The sequence below is a fragment of the Pseudomonas sp. A2 genome, from assembly GCF_023100865.1.
GTDB lineage: Bacteria > Pseudomonadota > Gammaproteobacteria > Pseudomonadales > Pseudomonadaceae > Aquipseudomonas > Aquipseudomonas asiatica.
In genome coordinates this window covers 4,504,439-4,521,076 of sequence record NZ_CP039127.1, presented here as the reverse complement: position 1 = coordinate 4,521,076, position 16,638 = coordinate 4,504,439, and the positions used below count along the sequence as shown (strand labels likewise).

The 16,638-nt window shown below is 62.5% G+C and carries 11 protein-coding genes; 4 read left to right on the top strand and 7 right to left on the bottom strand.

Annotation, left to right across the window (positions count from 1 at the left end):
- Window positions 1-112: 112 nt before the first annotated feature.
- Window positions 113-1,048, top strand: a complete 936-nt coding sequence (locus tag E5221_RS20855; RefSeq protein ID WP_015271337.1) for an aspartyl/asparaginyl beta-hydroxylase domain-containing protein — start codon at window positions 113-115, stop codon at window positions 1,046-1,048.
- A gap of 136 nt (window positions 1,049-1,184) precedes the next feature.
- Here E5221_RS20855 and E5221_RS20850 read toward each other — a convergent pair whose 3' ends face one another.
- The 3 genes from E5221_RS20850 to azu all read right to left on the bottom strand — a co-directional run bounded on the left by E5221_RS20850 (window position 1,185) and on the right by azu (window position 4,633).
- Window positions 1,185-2,342, bottom strand: a complete 1,158-nt coding sequence (locus tag E5221_RS20850) for an ATP-binding protein (protein WP_247846386.1) — start codon at window positions 2,340-2,342, stop codon at window positions 1,185-1,187.
- A gap of 155 nt (window positions 2,343-2,497) precedes the next feature.
- Window positions 2,498-4,150, bottom strand: coding sequence for a cyclic peptide export ABC transporter (locus E5221_RS20845; protein WP_015271335.1), 1,653 nt, complete (start codon window positions 4,148-4,150; stop codon window positions 2,498-2,500).
- A 33-nt stretch (window positions 4,151-4,183) separates the two neighbouring features.
- The gene (gene azu, locus E5221_RS20840; protein WP_025340201.1) at window positions 4,184-4,633 is read right to left on the bottom strand and encodes an azurin; all 450 of its coding nucleotides are present in this window, start codon (window positions 4,631-4,633) and stop codon (window positions 4,184-4,186) included.
- A gap of 181 nt (window positions 4,634-4,814) precedes the next feature.
- Here azu and E5221_RS20835 point away from each other — a divergent pair, with 181 nt between their 5' ends.
- Window positions 4,815-5,798, top strand: coding sequence for a TauD/TfdA family dioxygenase (locus E5221_RS20835; RefSeq protein ID WP_247846385.1), 984 nt, complete (start codon window positions 4,815-4,817; stop codon window positions 5,796-5,798).
- 578 nt (window positions 5,799-6,376) lie between these two features.
- A complete protein-coding gene (locus E5221_RS20830) occupies window positions 6,377-6,637 on the top strand; it encodes a DUF3077 domain-containing protein (RefSeq protein ID WP_247846383.1) in 261 nt (86 codons plus the stop codon).
- A 333-nt stretch (window positions 6,638-6,970) separates the two neighbouring features.
- On the opposite strand, the gene E5221_RS20825 is transcribed toward E5221_RS20830, so the two are convergent.
- From E5221_RS20825 to E5221_RS20810, 4 genes are all read right to left on the bottom strand, one after another.
- Window positions 6,971-7,348, bottom strand: coding sequence for a hypothetical protein (locus E5221_RS20825; RefSeq protein ID WP_013973740.1), 378 nt, complete (start codon window positions 7,346-7,348; stop codon window positions 6,971-6,973).
- A 1-nt stretch (window position 7,349) separates the two neighbouring features.
- Window positions 7,350-7,589, bottom strand: coding sequence for a hypothetical protein (locus E5221_RS20820; protein ID WP_061552654.1), 240 nt, complete (start codon window positions 7,587-7,589; stop codon window positions 7,350-7,352).
- 300 nt (window positions 7,590-7,889) lie between these two features.
- On the bottom strand, window positions 7,890-8,294 hold the full coding sequence (locus tag E5221_RS20815; RefSeq protein WP_144084442.1) for a hypothetical protein: 405 nt from the start codon (window positions 8,292-8,294) through the stop codon (window positions 7,890-7,892).
- Complete coding sequence (locus E5221_RS20810; protein WP_247846382.1) at window positions 8,287-9,696, bottom strand: PAAR domain-containing protein; 1,410 nt, start codon at window positions 9,694-9,696, stop codon at window positions 8,287-8,289. The genes E5221_RS20815 and E5221_RS20810 overlap by 8 nt, the downstream gene beginning before the upstream one ends.
- Window positions 9,697-10,172: 476 nt before the next feature.
- Here E5221_RS20810 and E5221_RS20805 point away from each other — a divergent pair, with 476 nt between their 5' ends.
- The gene (locus E5221_RS20805) at window positions 10,173-16,637 is read left to right on the top strand and encodes a non-ribosomal peptide synthetase (protein WP_247846381.1); all 6,465 of its coding nucleotides are present in this window, start codon (window positions 10,173-10,175) and stop codon (window positions 16,635-16,637) included.
- The last annotated feature ends 1 nt before the right edge of the window (window position 16,638 follow it).

The following is a 16,638-nucleotide window of genomic DNA, read 5'->3' as shown; positions in this document are numbered from 1 at the left end:
ATTGAGTTGCCGCCCAGGCTGTTTTTACCCCGGCGGCATCAGTTTATGATGGCAGGATGATTTATCGGAGAGCAGGGCGAATGGCCCTGTTTCTTCCTCAAGGAGTGAAAGCATGACCTTTTCCTTTGCAGCCAAGGCGGGTGTCTTGCTGGTGTTTTTTGGCAGCGTGCTGTTCGTGCACCTGCGCGGCAAGGCTCGCTTGCCGGTGTTGCGCCAGTTCGTCAACCATTCGGCGCTGTTCGCCCCTTATAACAGCCTGATGTACCTGTTTTCCGGCGTACCGTCCAAGCCCTACCTGGACCGCCAGCGCTTCCCCGAGCTGGATGTGCTGAAGGACAACTGGCAGGAAATCCGCGAAGAGGCCATGCGCCTGTTCGACGAAGGTTACATCCGCGCCGCCGAGAAGGATAACGACGCAGGCTTCGGTTCGTTCTTCAAGAAAGGCTGGAAGCGCTTTTACCTGAAGTGGTACGACAAACCGTTGCCTTCTGCCGAAACCCTGTGCCCGCGTACTGTCGAGTTGGTCAGCAGCATCCCCAACGTCAAGGGCGCGATGTTCGCCCTGTTGCCCGGCGGCAGCCACCTGAACCCGCACCGCGACCCGTTCGCCGGTTCCCTGCGCTACCACCTGGGCCTGTCCACCCCCAACTCCGATGCTTGCCGCATCTACGTCGATGGCGAGGAATATGCCTGGCGTGACGGTGAGGACGTGATGTTCGATGAAACCTACGTGCACTGGGTCAAGAACGAGACCGACGTTACCCGGGTGATCCTGTTCTGCGACATCGAACGCCCGCTGAGCAGCCCACTGATGACCCGCATCAACCGCCAGGTCAGCGCCTTCCTCGGCCGTGCCACCGCGCCGCAGAACACCGACGACGAGCGTGTGGGCGGGATCAACCAGGCCTACGCCTGGAGCAAGCGCTTCAGCAACCGGATCAGTAGCCAGGTCAAGCAGTTCAAGCGCGCCAACCCCAAGGCCTACCGCGTGCTGCGGCCGGTGCTGGCGGCGGTGGTGGTGTACCTGTTGTATCACTGGCTGTTCTGATTTCTGCCTGTTGGGGCTGCCTTGCAGCCCATCGCGACACAAGGCCGCTCCTACAGGTGATCGAGTACTCCTGTAGGAGCGGCCTTGTGTCGCGATAGGGGCGCAAAGCGCCCCCGGCGTCCTCTCAGAAAACCACTCAGGCAAGACCTTCCAGCAAACCGTCCGCTCGCACGATATCGACTATCACCTGTTCATCTACCGCGTACACCCCCCGCGATGCTTTCCACACCAGATTCTTGTCCTGCAAGGCGATAAGCGCTTGCTGCACCCCCGGTACCTCGGCCTTCACTTCGCTCGCATCCACGCCAGCCTGTTCCATCGCTTTGGCGTACAGTGCCATGGTCGGGGCCTCGAACGGCGCGTAGTCGTTCCCCTTTGCGCACATGACACGTAGAACCGCAGCCTGGATAGGCGTGAGGCTGTGGATCACCTTTTTCAGGTTTGCGTTCAAGTCATTGGCTTGTGCCTGGACAAGCTCTCTGAACCGTGCCGGAATGGCCTCGGGTTCAATGCCGAAGTCGAAGCGGATTTCATCCGCGGCCGCACCCAATAGCTCTGGGCGATAGCCGCTTTCCTTGAAGAGCTGAAACACCTCCGTTGAATCGAGTGCGCATGGCAGGTCGATATTGGCGCACAGCCAGTCGATGAAGTCCTGGTCCAGGGTCGGGAACTGCACCATGGAGGCGCCGAAGAACGCCTGGTCCTTGCTGCTGCGCAGCATGGCCAGCTTGTCCCGGTTTGAACCGGTGCAGACGATGCGCAAGCCATGGTGCTTCGAACTGTTGAGTTCGTCTCTGGCTGCCTTGAGGGCGAACAGCGCCGCTATTCCTTGCTCGGTCGTGATTGCATGCTGTGCTTCGTCGATGATCAGCACGATGATCTTGCGGGACTCATCGGAGAGCGCCGCCAGGGCGGTGGTCAGGTCGACATCTTGCCCCAGCCCGATCTTGTCCACGCTGAAATTCAGGCCGCCGACAGTGACCTTCTCCATGCCAGATGACTTTGCCAGCCGCGTGATGAAGCCTTCGTTACGCCCGACCGCCTCACGCACCGCTTCTACGATGACTTGCCCGGGATCCTTGGTCAGGTCTTTCCACAGATCGGCATACAGCACAATGGCCCCGGCTGTTTCGAGGGCCGGGCGCAGGTCTTCGCGGGCAAAGGTGGATTTCCCGGTACGTCGTGGCGCAGCGAGAAACACACCAGAGCTTGCTGCGCTACCCACGGCGACTTGCAGGATCAATTTCGACAGGCGGGACGCAAGCGCCGGGCGGTAATAGACAGTTTCAGGCATCTCGGCCCCTCCGTTTCAATTTATAGTCGATTATAGATTGATTATAGAGGCATTATAGATCTGAGAGGCGCGGTGTTTATAGGGAATTATAGACAGACTATAGAACGATTATAGATTGTGGTGGATGAGGGGCGCGCAGCCCCCCCTTTGCTGTCTCAAGCCGGCTCCAACGCCTCCACCACTTTCCCCCGGCTAAGGTGCACCACCTTGTCCGCCGTATCGAAATACCGGTCATCATGCGAAATCACGATGATGGTCTTGCCCAAACGCTTCAGGTCCGGCAGCAGCTCGGTGTAGAACACCCGGCGGAAGGTCGGGTCCTGGTCCGCCGCCCATTCGTCGAACACCAGCACCGGTCGCCCGTCCAGCCAGGCATTGACCAGTGCCAGGCGCTTGCGCTGGCCGGTCGACAGGTCGGTGGTGGTAAAGGCACCGTCGCGTACGCTCACCTTGTGGGCGATCTCCAGCCGCTCGAGGTAGCGCGTGGCATCACTGGGCAGGCTGTGTTCATGCTCGGGCAGGTCGTCGAACAGGTAGTAGTCGGCGAACACCGTGGTGAACAGCTGGCGATAGTCATCCAGCCCCTCCGGGCCGACGGCCTTGCCGTTCAGGCGCACTTCGCCGCGTTGCGGGGTGTATAGGCCGAGCAGCAGCTTGATCAGCGAAGTCTTGCCGCAGCCGTTCTCACCGACGATGAACAGGATCTCGCCCGGTTCGATGCTCAGGTTCACCGGCCCCACGCGGAACGGCTCGTTGCCGTCCACCGGCGGGTAGGCGTACTCGACGTTGTGCAGTTCCAGGTGCGCGCTGGCCGGGGCGGTGCGCTTGACCGGCGGCTCCAGCAGCAGGTGCGGCTCGGGCGAGGAGAAGCGCTCGGACAGGTCGGCAATGCGGCGGAACGCCACCTGGGCGCGGCCGAGGATCGGCAGGTTGCCGATCAAGGTTTCCAGCGGGCCTTTCATGTACAGCAGCACCAGCACGAAGCCGCTCATCACCGCCGGGTCGTTGCTCGGCCATAGCGATTGCAGGGCCAGGGTCAGGCCGATGACCACGAAGAACAGCATCGACCCCAGGCTCTTGGCCGCGACGAAGATGTTGATGGCGCGGATATGGGTGTTGGCGATGAAGTCGGCGGTGCCCTGGATGTTACGGGTCAGCATGGCGTGGCGGCGGCGGCGGTCGATGCGCAGCTCCTTGGCGCCCTCGGCGATGGCCGAGTAGTGCTTCTGCAGGTTGTCTTCGGCATCGCGGGCGGCGTTGAAGCCGGCCACGCCTTTCTGCCTGGCCACGTACTGGATGCCACTGCCAATGCCGATGGCCGCCAGGGTGATGAGGAAGATCGGCCACGACAGCCAGGCCAGGTAGGCCATGCAGCCAGTCACGGTGGTGAGCGAGATGGCCAGCGGGGCGAAGGCGAAGGCAAAGTCGCTGATGGTGTCGACGTCGCGGGTCAGCACCGGGATCAGGCGATGGGTGCGGTAGCGCTCGATCTGCTCGATCGGCGCTGACAGCACCTTGGCGCCGAGGTCCTTGCGCAGCCTGGCGATGACTTTCTGCCCAACGTAGTTGGTACCGCTGTCGGCCGCCACGCTGCTGACCAAGGCCAGCACGCACAGGCCGGCGAAGGCCAGGATCACGCCCTGGCTCATGCCGCCAGCGGCATGCAGGCCCTGGTTGACGGTGGCCAGCAGGGCGGTCACGGCCAGGCCGCCGAGCATGCCCAGCAGCACCGAGACGATTACCGCCGGGCGGTAGGGTTTCAGCAGGCCCAGCAATTCGCGGATGGCCCCGGGGGAGGAGGTTTTCATGAAGCGTGATCTCGCTGGTGAGGTGGGGGCGGGTCAGCTGCCGAGGGTCAGGGAGCCTTTCATCAAGGTGCCGTGGAACGGGAACGAGCAGTAGAAGCTGTACGCGGTACCTGCCTTCAGCGACCGGACGTCGAGGCTGATGCTGTCTGTTTCACCGCCGCCGATCAGGCGGGTGTGGGCGATCACCCGGGTGTCGCCGGGCTTCACGTAGTCCAGTGCCTCGCCGGCTTTCTGGCCGTCGTCGAGCACGCCTTGCATGTCGGCCTGGGTACTCAGCACCCAGTTGTGGCCCATCACGTTCTTCGGCATGTCGCCAGGGTGGGTGAGCGTGACGGTGAACACGGCGCAGGCCTTGGGCACGGTGATGGCGGCCTTGTCGAAGGTCATCTGGTCGGTGCCATGGATTTCCACGGCGCATGGCTCTGCCGACCACGCGGCAGGGGCCACGGCGAGCAGGGCGAGGAGCAGAAGCTGGCGAGTCATGTACGGTTCCTGGGCGATAGAAGGGTGCACATCGTTCAGACGAACCGGCGCGCGCCGGCTTTACCTGTGCGTACGGCCCAGCTGAATTTCCCTGGCGCCCGCTCGTTCATTCAGTCAGGCGCCGCCATGGCGCACATCCCGATTTCGCCGCCTATGCGGCCCTGGCCTGAGGTGACCGGACATGAGTGAACTGCTGAGCTTTGCGATCGAACCCCTGGACGCTGCACGCGGCAACCTGCCGCTGCTGGTGCGCGCGCCGGAGCCGGGTCTCGACCTGCTGGAAGCCTTTGCCGAGTTGCAGCCGCTGGTGGACCGGCACCTGCTGCAGGCTGGCGGTATTCTGTTTCGCGGCTTCGAGGTGGGTGGTGCCGAAGCTTTCCGCCAGTTCGCTGCTTCTTTCGGTCACCCGCTGCTCAACTACGAGTTTGGCTCCACCCCGCGCAGCAACGTGACCAAGGGCGTGTACACCTCCACCGAGTACCCGGCGCACCAGAGCATCCCCCTGCACAACGAGCAGGCCTATACCCTGGAATGGCCAATGAAAATCTGGTTCTACAGCGTGATCCCCGCCGAGACCGGTGGCGAGACGCCGATTGCCGACAGCCGCGAGGTGTACCGGCGCATGCCGGTGCGCATTCGTGAGCGGCTGGTGGAGAAGGGGCTGATGTACGTGCGCAACTACGGCAACGGCCTTGATGTGGAGTGGTCGCAGGTGTTCAACACTGAAGACCCGCGCCAGGTCGAGGCCTATTGCCGGGCGCATGCCATCGAGTGCATCTGGAAGGATGATGGCGAATTGCGCACCCGCCAGCGCTGCCAGGTGGTGGCGCGCCATCCGGTGACCGGGGAGGATGTGTGGTTCAACCAGGCGCACCTGTTCCATGTGTCGAACCTGCAGCCAGAAGTGCGCGAGTCGTTGATGGACATCGTCGAGGAAGAGGACCTGCCGCGTAACGTGTATTACGGCGACGGTACTACCGTCGAGGATTCGCTGCTCGATGAAGTGCGCGGGGTGCTGGACGAATGCACCATCAGCTTTCCGTGGCAGGCAAACGATGTGCTGATGCTGGACAACATGCTTGCGGCGCATGCGCGGTCGCCGTTTACCGGCAAGCGCAAGGTGGTGGTGGCGATGGCGCAGGGGTATAGCGAGGGGTTGGGCTGATTCGGGAGTGAGGGCTGCCATGTGCCTGCCTTGAGAGGTGTGGTGTCTGTGAGATCGAGCGCCGCCCGCGCGGCGCTTCGCGGGACAAGCCCGCTCCCACATTTGTTGCAACGTGGCCATGCCTGTGGGAGAGGCGTTGTCAGCCTGGGTGCATGGCTTGAGACAGGTGATGCGGCAGCAATGCCAACTCAGAAATCCAGTCAACCCACCAAGGCTGGCAACCATGGCCTGACAGGTTCGGCACGTTGCAACAAATGTGGGAGCGGGCTTGTCCCGCGAAGCGCCGCGCGGGCGGCGCTCGATCTCATAGGCACTGAAAGGGTTATGGCGAACACCTGTCAGCCCAGATGCATTCTCAAGACATGCCCCCAGCAACCTACAACAATCCCAGACTCTTCCTACGCCTCGGGACTGGCAACTCCACCCCTGCGAAATATCCTACAACCTCTGTCGACATGCGTCTGATTGTTCCTGCAAATCCCGCTCTCTAGGCTGTGCCCGTCGCTGACGGTTCAGCGATCGGGTGTGGAAACCTGTAGTAAGCATTTCAGGGTTTGTCGTTACATTCAGGAGAACCCATGACAAACGAAACCAAAACCACCCCCGGCGTTACCTACTTCTACCAAGGCGAAGGCCAAACCCATCCGCTGTTCCGTATCGCTGAGGGCATCCCCTGCCGCAGCGCCCGGGAGCAAGCCTCGGAACTGATGGGCTATGCTCGCGACTTGTCACTGACCGGCTTGATGGATGGCGATCAGCAGATGCTCTGGGCTTCGCATTACTTCGCAGCCATGGCCAAGGCGCTGCTGGATGATGCCGAGTTGGGTTTGCTGCGCTGATCCTTGTATTGGCTGGGCTGGCCCTTTCGCGGCTAAAGCCGCTCCTACAGGGATTGTGCATGCCTCAGGGTATGCACAACTCCTGTGGGAATGGGTTCATCTGGGGCAGGTTCCAGCAAGCAAGGTCTGGCTGATCGAGTTATTTCGTGAATGGTGCGTAACCTGACAAGAATCCAAAGAGCGCGGCCATAGGCATCCAGCAAGCAATTAACCACATAACATTTGCCCAAGTTATTTGTGAATTTTGCAGCCCGCACGCATCACCTTCGCATACATTGACTGCCTATTGTTTGGCGAACTCTCAGATGGTGCATTGCGTTGTCTCTGTTGTGGCTAAATAATGAAGTAGTTTATGACTAGCCAAGTGAATCCGGTTGTGCTTAACCATGATGCGATAACTATTTTGGTTTTCAATGGCTTGGGGAATTGCTCATAATCTTCTTTGTCAAGTAGGCCTCTGCGAATACTTGAAATTGGGAAAGTGATGGCGCCTGCTACCATGAAAATCACCAGCATTCTTGAACGTATGCCTTTCTCTCCCCAAAGGGTTATGGCGTATGAAAGACATGGGCTTCGGTGAAGTGCTGTGACCATTTGTTTATATTGCTGAGAAATTGCAATGTGAAAGTCCATTGCAAGTGCGGTCAAGCCGAGGCAGAAAGGTGAGGCTACTATAAATAGCCTTAATTTTATGTCCAGATGATCAATCATCTTAAAAGACCTCGAAGATTACTTCACCTAATTCTTCGCCGCCGCCCATGCCTGCAATGCCCTCGACGATGGTGCCCGCTTGTCCACATAGCGGGCAGGGTCTAGTCGGCTCGCCTTGAAGCAGCCAGTTGCGGCCATGCACACGGCCCCTGGCTTGGCTGGCAATGCAGATGGCGCCTGTGGTGGTTTCGTCACCGTCCAGGCCTTGGTATCGGCCGAAGATGTTCATGCGCATGCTCATGGCTCGCCTCTTTTTAAGGTGGAAGCCAGGAACCTAGCAGGCTGTTGGCGGGTATTTTCGGGGTGGAAGGGATTTAGGAAGGGGCCTACAAGGAATAGGGATTTGGACTACATGTTTTGTTGTGGTAATGCCCCTATGACTGCACCAGTCCGTTCCTCGGCTGTGCTTGCTTTGCCTTACCTTCGTCTCAAGACTTTTTACACAGAGCCTTGGTGCTGCAAGGGAACATACAGCTGTCTATCGCTGCTGTATGTTCCCTTGCAGCACTCGGCCTCTCCCATGGGCTATGCTTCGGTCGAGTTAACTCCAGAATTGCATGCGCTTCAGTTTGATCAGTACGGCGGCTAACACTGCCCAGGCAAATGCTGCTAGCAATAAACAGAATGCAATACGCATTTTGGTTTTTAAGTTGGTTGGAAAACTAGAAGCATCATTTTGATCGAGAAGTCCTCTTTTCAAGAAGAATTCGGGGTCTAGCGCGATTCCGCTCAGTGTGGCTACGACTGATACCCTTGAATAAAAACTACGTTCTCCCCACCAATGCGTAGCTCGTTTCAAACATTCACTTCTACTCAAGGCGTGCTGGATATTCCGGTAGTTAGGCAGGTAAGCGAGTTGCGCTGTCATTGACAGTCCTGCTAAAGAGAGTGCGAAAGGCATGGCCAGAAATCCCAGACCCCAGAGAGACTCCAGAAATTCATTCATGTTCGGTTAATTCATAGAGCTCTTCCCCTATGTACTCGCCCATGCTCATGCCAGCTACGCTCCCGGCGTACGAACTAGCACCGACGACTGCAATGGCACATGCTGCTCCACTTATGGGCCCAAGGCTCACGCAGGCAAAGCCTGCTATCGCTTTTCCAGCTACTCCCGCAGCGGCACCTACTGCTAGTCCTCCTGAAAAGTTGCCTATCTCAGTGAATCTTATTTTTCTGCATGATTGAGAATTGCCTGATCTACATACCTCTTGAGTTTTCAGCCAAGACGATCCACCACCGATCGCCAGCCCTACATATCCACCTTTTTTTAGGTAGTTAGATAAACGTGTCAACTTGTCCAGATGCGTTGAATATCCACGGATGCCCCCGGGTGCTCCAGCCTTGCTCCAGTGATGTACTAGGCTTTTTGAGGAAATGCCTAAGTCGCCCCGTAATCTGTCATGGCTTCCGAGGTTCATGTGCTTGTTAAGAAAGCCCATCTTCAGTTGCGCATCCAATTGTCCGAGTAGCTTTCTACGTTCAGCAAAAAACTCCGGACTACGTAGATGTCCATGCTTGGAAAACTGATGCTGGTGCAGCTCTTCGATCTTGCGCAACGTCGCGCTAAGATCATCTAGCGCCTGAGCCATCATGGCGCCGCTCACTCCCATTGCCAAGCTGGTACTGCTCAACAAACCTGCTATTTCAGGCAAGTGACGCATCATGAAGTCAGCTTCTTCCGGCGTGAGATCTGCCAAGTCCTCTCGCGCCTGTTTAGCCGCACTCATCGCATATTGCTCTTCACGGGTGCAGGCCGGGCGACTGTAACCATCGCCAATGACAAAGATCTCGCCCGCCTTGAACCCCTGCTGATAGGTCGGATTCAGCCGCTCCAGAATTGACCGAGGCAGGTTGGCCTGCGGCGCGCCCAGCTCTGCCAGGACTTCCTGGTATGACATGCAGCGCGGAACGATGTAGAAGCCGGGTTCCATGCCTTGAGGAATGGGCGAGGGCTGAACCGCCTCAGGCTGATAGGTACTTCTTATTGTGTTACGCGTCTGGGCGTGTGCTGGTGCCTCACGAACAGGCTCAGATGCGGGTGCCCCGCGCGAAGCCGGAGGTGCGTACCCACTTGCAACCAGGCGATTGCTGCCCTGTGGGCACCCGCATTGCACCAGTGCTCCGTCCAGAGCCGTGGGAATACCATCCTGCCGCCAGCGGACTTCGCCCTCGACGATGGTGCCCGTTTGTCCACATAGCGGGCAGGGTGTGGTCGGGTCGCCTTGAAGTAGCCAGTTGCTGCCATGCACACGGCCCCTCGCTTGGCTGGCAATGCAGATGGCGCCTGTGGTGGTTTCGTCGCCGTCCAGGCCTTGGTATCGGCCGAAGATGTTCATGCGCATGCTCATGGCTCGCCTCTTTTTCAGGTGGAAGCCAGGAACCTAGCAGGCGGTTGGCGGGTATTTTCGGGGTGGCGGGGGTTTAGGAAGAGTCCTACAAGGGATAGAGATTTGGACTACGTTATTTTATTGATGGCAATGCCGGTCTCTTAGCGGGCATGCCCGCTCCATAGAACAACACATAAGTCATTGATTTAGCGGGGCTCTGTGGGAGCGGGCGCGCCCGCGAACACCGGCGTAGCCGGTGCCATACACCGCGTTAGGCCCTTCGCGGGCGCGCCCGCTCCCACAGTGAATGTGACACCCTCTCGAACCTTGTTCCCTATGTGACTGTGCAACCCGAAGATCTGGGCAATCTCCCAGCGCGGTCGGTGTGGGAGCTGGCTTGCCGGCGATCACCGGCGCAGCCGGTGCCATACACACTAAATCACCCCCCCACACCTTCGTCTGACAGTTACCGCTCGACTGCCAGGACACCGCTCGACATGAATGCCGACCAAACGCTCAAGCTCGCCCGCCGCTTCATCGAACTCAGCCCCGACAAGCGCCGCCTGTTCCTCAAGGCGCTGCAGGGCGAGGGCATGGATTTTTCCGTGCTGCCGATTGCGCCCGGGGTAGAGGTGGCCGAGCGTGACCAGCTGTCGTACGCCCAGCGGCGCATGTGGTTCCTCTGGCAGCTCGACCCGCAAGGCGCGGCGTATAACCTGCCCATGGCCGTGCGCCTGAATGGCTCGCTGGATCTGGCCGCCCTGCAGCACGCCTTCGATGCCCTGGTGGCCCGCCACGAAACCCTGCGCACCCGCTTCGTCGCCGACGGCGATGACGTGCGCCAGCAGGTCGAGGCCAGCGCCGCCCCGTTGCAGCTGCACCAGGATGCCCTGGCCGGCCTGGACGAGGGCGCCCGTCAGGCCGCCATCGAAACCATCGCCGAAGCCGAAGCCCTGGCCCCCTTCGACCTGGCCAGCGGCCCGCTGCTGCGTGTGCGCCTGCTGCAACTGGCGGCAGAGGAGCACATACTGCTGCTCACCCTGCACCACATCGTCGCCGACGGCTGGTCGATGAACGTGCTGATCGACGAATTCCTGCACCTGTACGACGCCGCCGTGGCCGGCAGCGAAGCCCGCCTGGAACCGCTGCCGATCCAGTACCGCGACTACGCCCTGTGGCAGCGCAGCTGGCTCCAGGCCGGTGAGCAGGAGCGCCAGCTGGCCTACTGGCAGGCGCGCCTGGGCGATGACCATTCGCCGCTGGAGCTGCCACTGGACCGCAGCCGCGAGGGCCGCCCCAGCTATCGTGGCGCGCGTCACGAGTTCCCCATCGCCGCGGATGTCGTCGAACGGCTGCGCGGCCTGGCACGCAAGCATAACGTCACCCTGTTCATGGTCCTGCTGGCCGCCTTCAAGCTGCTACTGCAGCGCTACAGCGGCCAGTCGGCGATCCGTGTCGGCGTGCCCATCGCCAACCGCAACCGCGCCGAAAGCCAAGGGCTGATCGGCTGCTTCATCAATACCCAGGTATTGCACACCGAAATCGACCCACTGCTGGACATCACCGGCCTGCTCCAGCGCGTGCGCGAAACCGCCCTAGGCGCGCAAAGCCACCAGGACCTGCCGTTCGAGCAACTGGTAGAAGCCCTGGACCTGCCGCGCAGCAGCGAGAGCCCGCTGTTCCGTGTGCTGTTCAACCACCAGGCGCAGGTGGCGGATGTGCAGGCCATCGAGACCCGCTCCGGTTTGCACCTGGCGCCGGTCAACCTGGCAAAGCACAGCGCCCGCTTCGACCTGGCGCTGGACACCCATGAGCGAGCGGGGCAACTGCACGCAGCGTTCACCTATGCGACCGACGTGTTCGATACGGCCACCGTCGAAGCCCTTGGCGAGCAGTGGCTGGCCCTGGTGCAGGCATTGGCCGACGAAGCGGGTGGCGCAGTCGGCGAGCTGCCATTGCCAGGCCTGGCCCCTGCCATTGGCGCGCCTGCGCAGGCTGACGCAACGCTGCTGGTTCACCAGCGTTTTGCCTCGGCCGCCAGCCGCCACCCCGAACGCACGGCGGTGATGGCTGCGGGCGAGCAGGCCAGCTTCGCCGAACTCGATGCCCGCGCCGAAGCAATTGCAGGCCGGCTGGTGGAAGCCGGAGCAGGGCCGGACACACTGGTCGGCGTGCTGGCCGACCGCAGTGTCGGCATGCTCGCCAGTATCCTCGGCGTGCTCAAGGCCGGTGGCGCCTACCTGCCACTGGAGCCCGAGCAGCCGGCCGAACGCTTGGCCTACATGCTCGCCGACAGCGGTACGCGCCTTGTACTGGCGCCCGGTAACTGGCAGGCCGAACTGCCCGAGGGCGTGCAGCGCCTGGACTGGGCGCAAACCGGCAGCGGCAGCGCCGCCCGCATCGCCCCGGCGCCGGCCAACCTGGCCTACGTGATCTACACCTCCGGCACCACCGGCCAGCCCAAGGGCGTGGCGATCAGCCACGGCGCCCTGGCCAACTACGTCGAAGGCATCGCCGCGCGCCTGCCGCTCGAGCGTATCCGCAGCATGGCCCAGGTCTCGACCCCGGCTGCCGACCTCGGCCACACCATGCTGTTCGGCGCCTTGTGCGGCGGCCACACCCTGCATTTGCTGCTACGCGAGCAGGTGCTGGATGCCGAAGGCTTCGCCGCCTACCTGACCGAGCACCAGGTAGACGCGCTGAAGATCGTACCGTCGCACCTGGAGGCCATGTTGGTGGCTGGCCGCTCGGCGCTGCCGGCCCAGTGCCTGGTGCTCGGCGGCGAGGCCATCAGCCCGAGCCTGCTGGGCAAGGTCCGCAACCTGGCCCCGGCGCTCAAGGTGTTCAACCACTACGGCCCGACCGAGACCACCGTCGGTGTGCTGGTCGCCGAACTGAACGGGCAGGCCAGCCTCGGCCAGCCACTGGCCAACACCCGCGTCGCGGTGCTCGACCGCTGCCTGCAACCCCTGCCGGCCAAAGCCAAGGGCGAGCTGTACATCGGTGGCGCCGGCCTGGCCCGTGGCTACCTGAACCGCCCGGCACTCACCGCCGAGCGCTTCGTTCCCGACCCGAACGGCCACGGCCAGCGCCTGTACCGCAGCGGTGACTGGGTTCGCCAAGGCAGCGACCTGCAGTTCGCCGGGCGCATGGATGGCCAGGTCAAGGTCCGTGGCTATCGCGTGGAACTGGCCGAAATCGAAAACCAGCTGCGTGCCCTGGGCGGTGTCGCCAATGCCCTGGTGCGCGTGCATGGCCAGGCGCCGCAACTGCAACTGGCTGCCTGGCTGGTGCCCAGCCAGATGCCGGCCGACAGCCTGGCCTGGCAGGAATCGATCCGCGCCAGCCTCAAGAGCCTGCTGCCCGAGCACATGGTGCCGACCCACCTGATGGTGCTGGAGCACCTGCCGGTCACGGTCAACGGCAAGGTCGACGTCAAGGCGCTGCCGGAACCCGCCGCCACCCAGGTGGCCTATCAAGCGCCGCAGACCCCGCTGCAAACGCAATTGGCACAGATCTGGGCGCAAGTCCTGCAAGTACCGCAGGTAGGCCTGGGTGACAACTTCTTTGTCCTTGGCGGCCATTCGCTGCTGGCCACCCAGGCAATATCGCGGATACGCAAGCAGCTGGGCGTGGATATCCCGCTGCGCAGCCTGTTCGACACCGTCGACCTGCAGGCCTTTGCCCAGGCAGTGGCCGAAGGCGAGCAGGGCGCAGGCCTGGACATCGAGATCCTCGATCGCCAGCAACCCCTGCCGGTGTCCCGCTCGCAAAACCGCCAGTGGCTGTTCTGGAAGCTCAACCCCGAAAGCCTGGCCTACAACACGCCGATGGCCGTGCGCATGCAGGGCCACCTCGACCACTGCGCCGTGCAGGCTGCGCTGGATGCCTTGGTAACCCGCCACGAATCGTTGCGCACTGTTTTCGTCGAGGCCGACGGCCTGCCTTGGCAGCGCATCCTGCCGGCTGCCACGGTACCGATCGGTTTCGAAGACCTCAGCGGCCAGGACCACGCCGCGCAGATGCGCAAGCTGGAAGCCGAAGCCTTCGTCCCGTTCGACCTGGAGCACGGCCCGCTGCTGCGCGCACGGCTGTTCAAGGTGCATGCGCAGGAGCACCTGCTGTCATTGACCTTGCACCATATCGTCTCCGATGGCTGGTCGATGAGCCTGCTGGTGCGCGAGTTCGCCGCCGCCTACAACGCCGCCGCCACGGGCCAGGCGCAAGCCGTCGAGCCGCTGCCGGTGCAGTACGCCGACTTCGCCGCCTGGCAGCGCAAGTGGCTGGCCGAGGGGCAGATGCAGGCGCAGATCGACTACTGGAAGGCCCGCCTGGAAGACGACTTCGAAGTGCTGGAACTGCCTGCCGACCGCATTCGCCCGCAGGTAAAAAGCTACCAGGGCAGCCGCTTCGACGTGCGCCTGCCACAGGCCCTCACCGAGCGCCTGCGGGCACTGGCGGTGGCATCCAACGCCACATTGTTCCATGTGTTCCTGGCGGCCTATGCCATCGTGCTGTCGCGCTACAGCCGCAAGGGCACGCTCAACATCGGTGTGCCGGTCACCAACCGCAACCGCCTGGAGCTTGAAGGGCTGATCGGCTTCTTCATCAACGTGGTCGTGGCTCGTATCCGTGTCGATGGCAGCCAGCCGTTCTCGCAGCTGCTGGCGGCGATCAAGGAGACCACCCTGCAGGCCCAGGCCAACAAGGATGTGCCGTTCCTCGAAGTAGCCGAGGCGCTGTATCCGGAGCGTGACCAGGGTGTGAACCCGATCTTCCAGGTGCTGTACAACCACCTGCGCGACCTCGGCGAGCAGGTGTCCAGCGATGCCCTGCACGGCCTGCAGGTCAAGGAAGTGGACCTGCTGGAGCCGGGCGCGCAGTACGACATATCGCTCAACACCCTGGAGCGCTCCGATGGCGTGACGGCCTCGTTCAACTATTCCACCGACCTGTTCGATGCCGCACGTATCGAGCGCATGGCCGGGCATTGGCAAGCACTGCTGGAAGCCATCTGCGCCGAACCACAATGCTGCATTGCCGATTTGGATTTCCTTGGCAGTAGCGAACGCCAGCAGCTGACCCACGGCTGGAACCCGGCGCCCCAGGCTGGCAGCGGCTTGTGTGCGCACCAGCTGCTGGCGCGACAGGCCCACGAGCGGCCGGATGCGCTGGCGCTGATCTTCGACGACCAGCAGATGACCTACGCCGAACTGGACCGCAGCAGCAACCAGCTGGCTCACCGCCTTCGGGCGCTGGGCGTGGGGCCGGACTGCCTGGTTGGCGTGGCTGTCGAGCGCGGCCTGGGCATGGCCCTGGCGCTGATCGCCATTCACAAGGCGGGTGGCGCCTATGTGCCACTGGACCCGGACTACCCGCAAGAACGCCTGGTCTACATGGTCGAGGACAGCAATATCGGCCTGCTGCTGGCCGACGTGCCCTCGCGTGAGCGCCTGCAATTGGGCAAGCAACTGCCCTGCGTGGTACTGGAGCCGGGCACCGAGTGGCTGCAAGCCTGGCCCGCCGAACCGCTGGCCAACCTGGCGGCACCGCACAACCTCGCCTATGTCATCTACACCTCCGGCTCCACCGGCATGCCCAAGGGCGTGGCCATCGACCACCATGCCCTGTCGCTGTTCTGCCAGGTGGCCGGCGACTATTCGCGCCTCACCCCGAGCGATCGCGTGCTGCAGTTCGCCACCATCAGCTTCGATGGCTTCATCGAGCAGTTCTTCCCACCGCTGGCCCAGGGCGCCTGTGTGGTGCTGCGCGACCTGCGGCTGTGGGACACCGCCACCCTGCTGGACGAGATCAACCGCCACGGCGTGACCGTGGCCGACCTGCCGGCGGCCTACTGGCGCCTGCTGGCGCTGGAGCGCCGAGCCCCTGCGGCCTATGGCCGGCTGAAGCAGATTCACGTGGGGGGAGAAGCGGTGCCGGAAGATGCCCTGCGCGCCTGGCTGGCCGATGGCCCGCCAGCAGTGCGCCTGCTGAACACCTACGGCCCGACCGAAGCCACCGTGGTCGCCACCACCTACGATTGTTCGCAGATGACCGTGGAGCAGATCAGCCTGGGCGGCGTACCGATCGGCCGTGCCTTGCCGGGGCGTACCCTGCATGCTCTGGACGATGGACTGGCGCCGACACCGGTGGGCGTGCCCGGCGAGCTGTTCATCGGCGGGGCAGGGTGCCTGGCGCGCGGTTATCACCAGCGGCCGTCACTCACCGCCGAGCGCTTCATCCCCGACCCGTTCGACCCGGTTGGCGGTGGCCGCCTGTACCGCACCGGCGACCTCGGCTGCTACGACGAAAACGGCCAGCTGGCCTATCGCGGGCGGGTCGACCACCAGGTGAAGGTGCGCGGCTTCCGTATCGAGCTGGGCGAGATCGAGCAGTACCTGCGGGCGCACCCGGACGTTCGCGAAGCCACCGTGCTGGCCATCGACCTGCCCGGTGGCAAGCAGCTATGCGCCTATGCGGTGCCGGCCGAAGGCTACCGCGGCGATCTGCGCCAGGCCCTGAAGCAGTACCTCAAGGCCAGCCTGCCGGACTACATGATCCCGGCCTACCTGGTGACCCTGCCGAGCATGCCGCTGACCCCCAGCGGCAAACTCGACCGCAAGGCGCTGCCGCTGCCCGACCCGAACCAGCCACAGCATGACTACCAGGCGCCGCAGACCGAGCGGCAGCAGCAGCTCGCGAACATCTGGGCGCAGTTGCTTAACGTTGCCCGGGTCGGCCTGAGCGACAACTTCTTCGAGCTGGGCGGCCACTCCTTGCTGGCGGCCCAGGCAGTGTCGCGGATCAACGTCGAGCTGGGGCTGGACATACCCCTGCGGCTGATCTTCAGCCACCCCGAACTACGCGCGTTCGCCCAGGCACTGGACGAGCAGGGCCTGTCGCTCTCCGACGATGGCCTGAGCGATATCGAACACATGATGAATGCATTCACAGAGGCTTGAC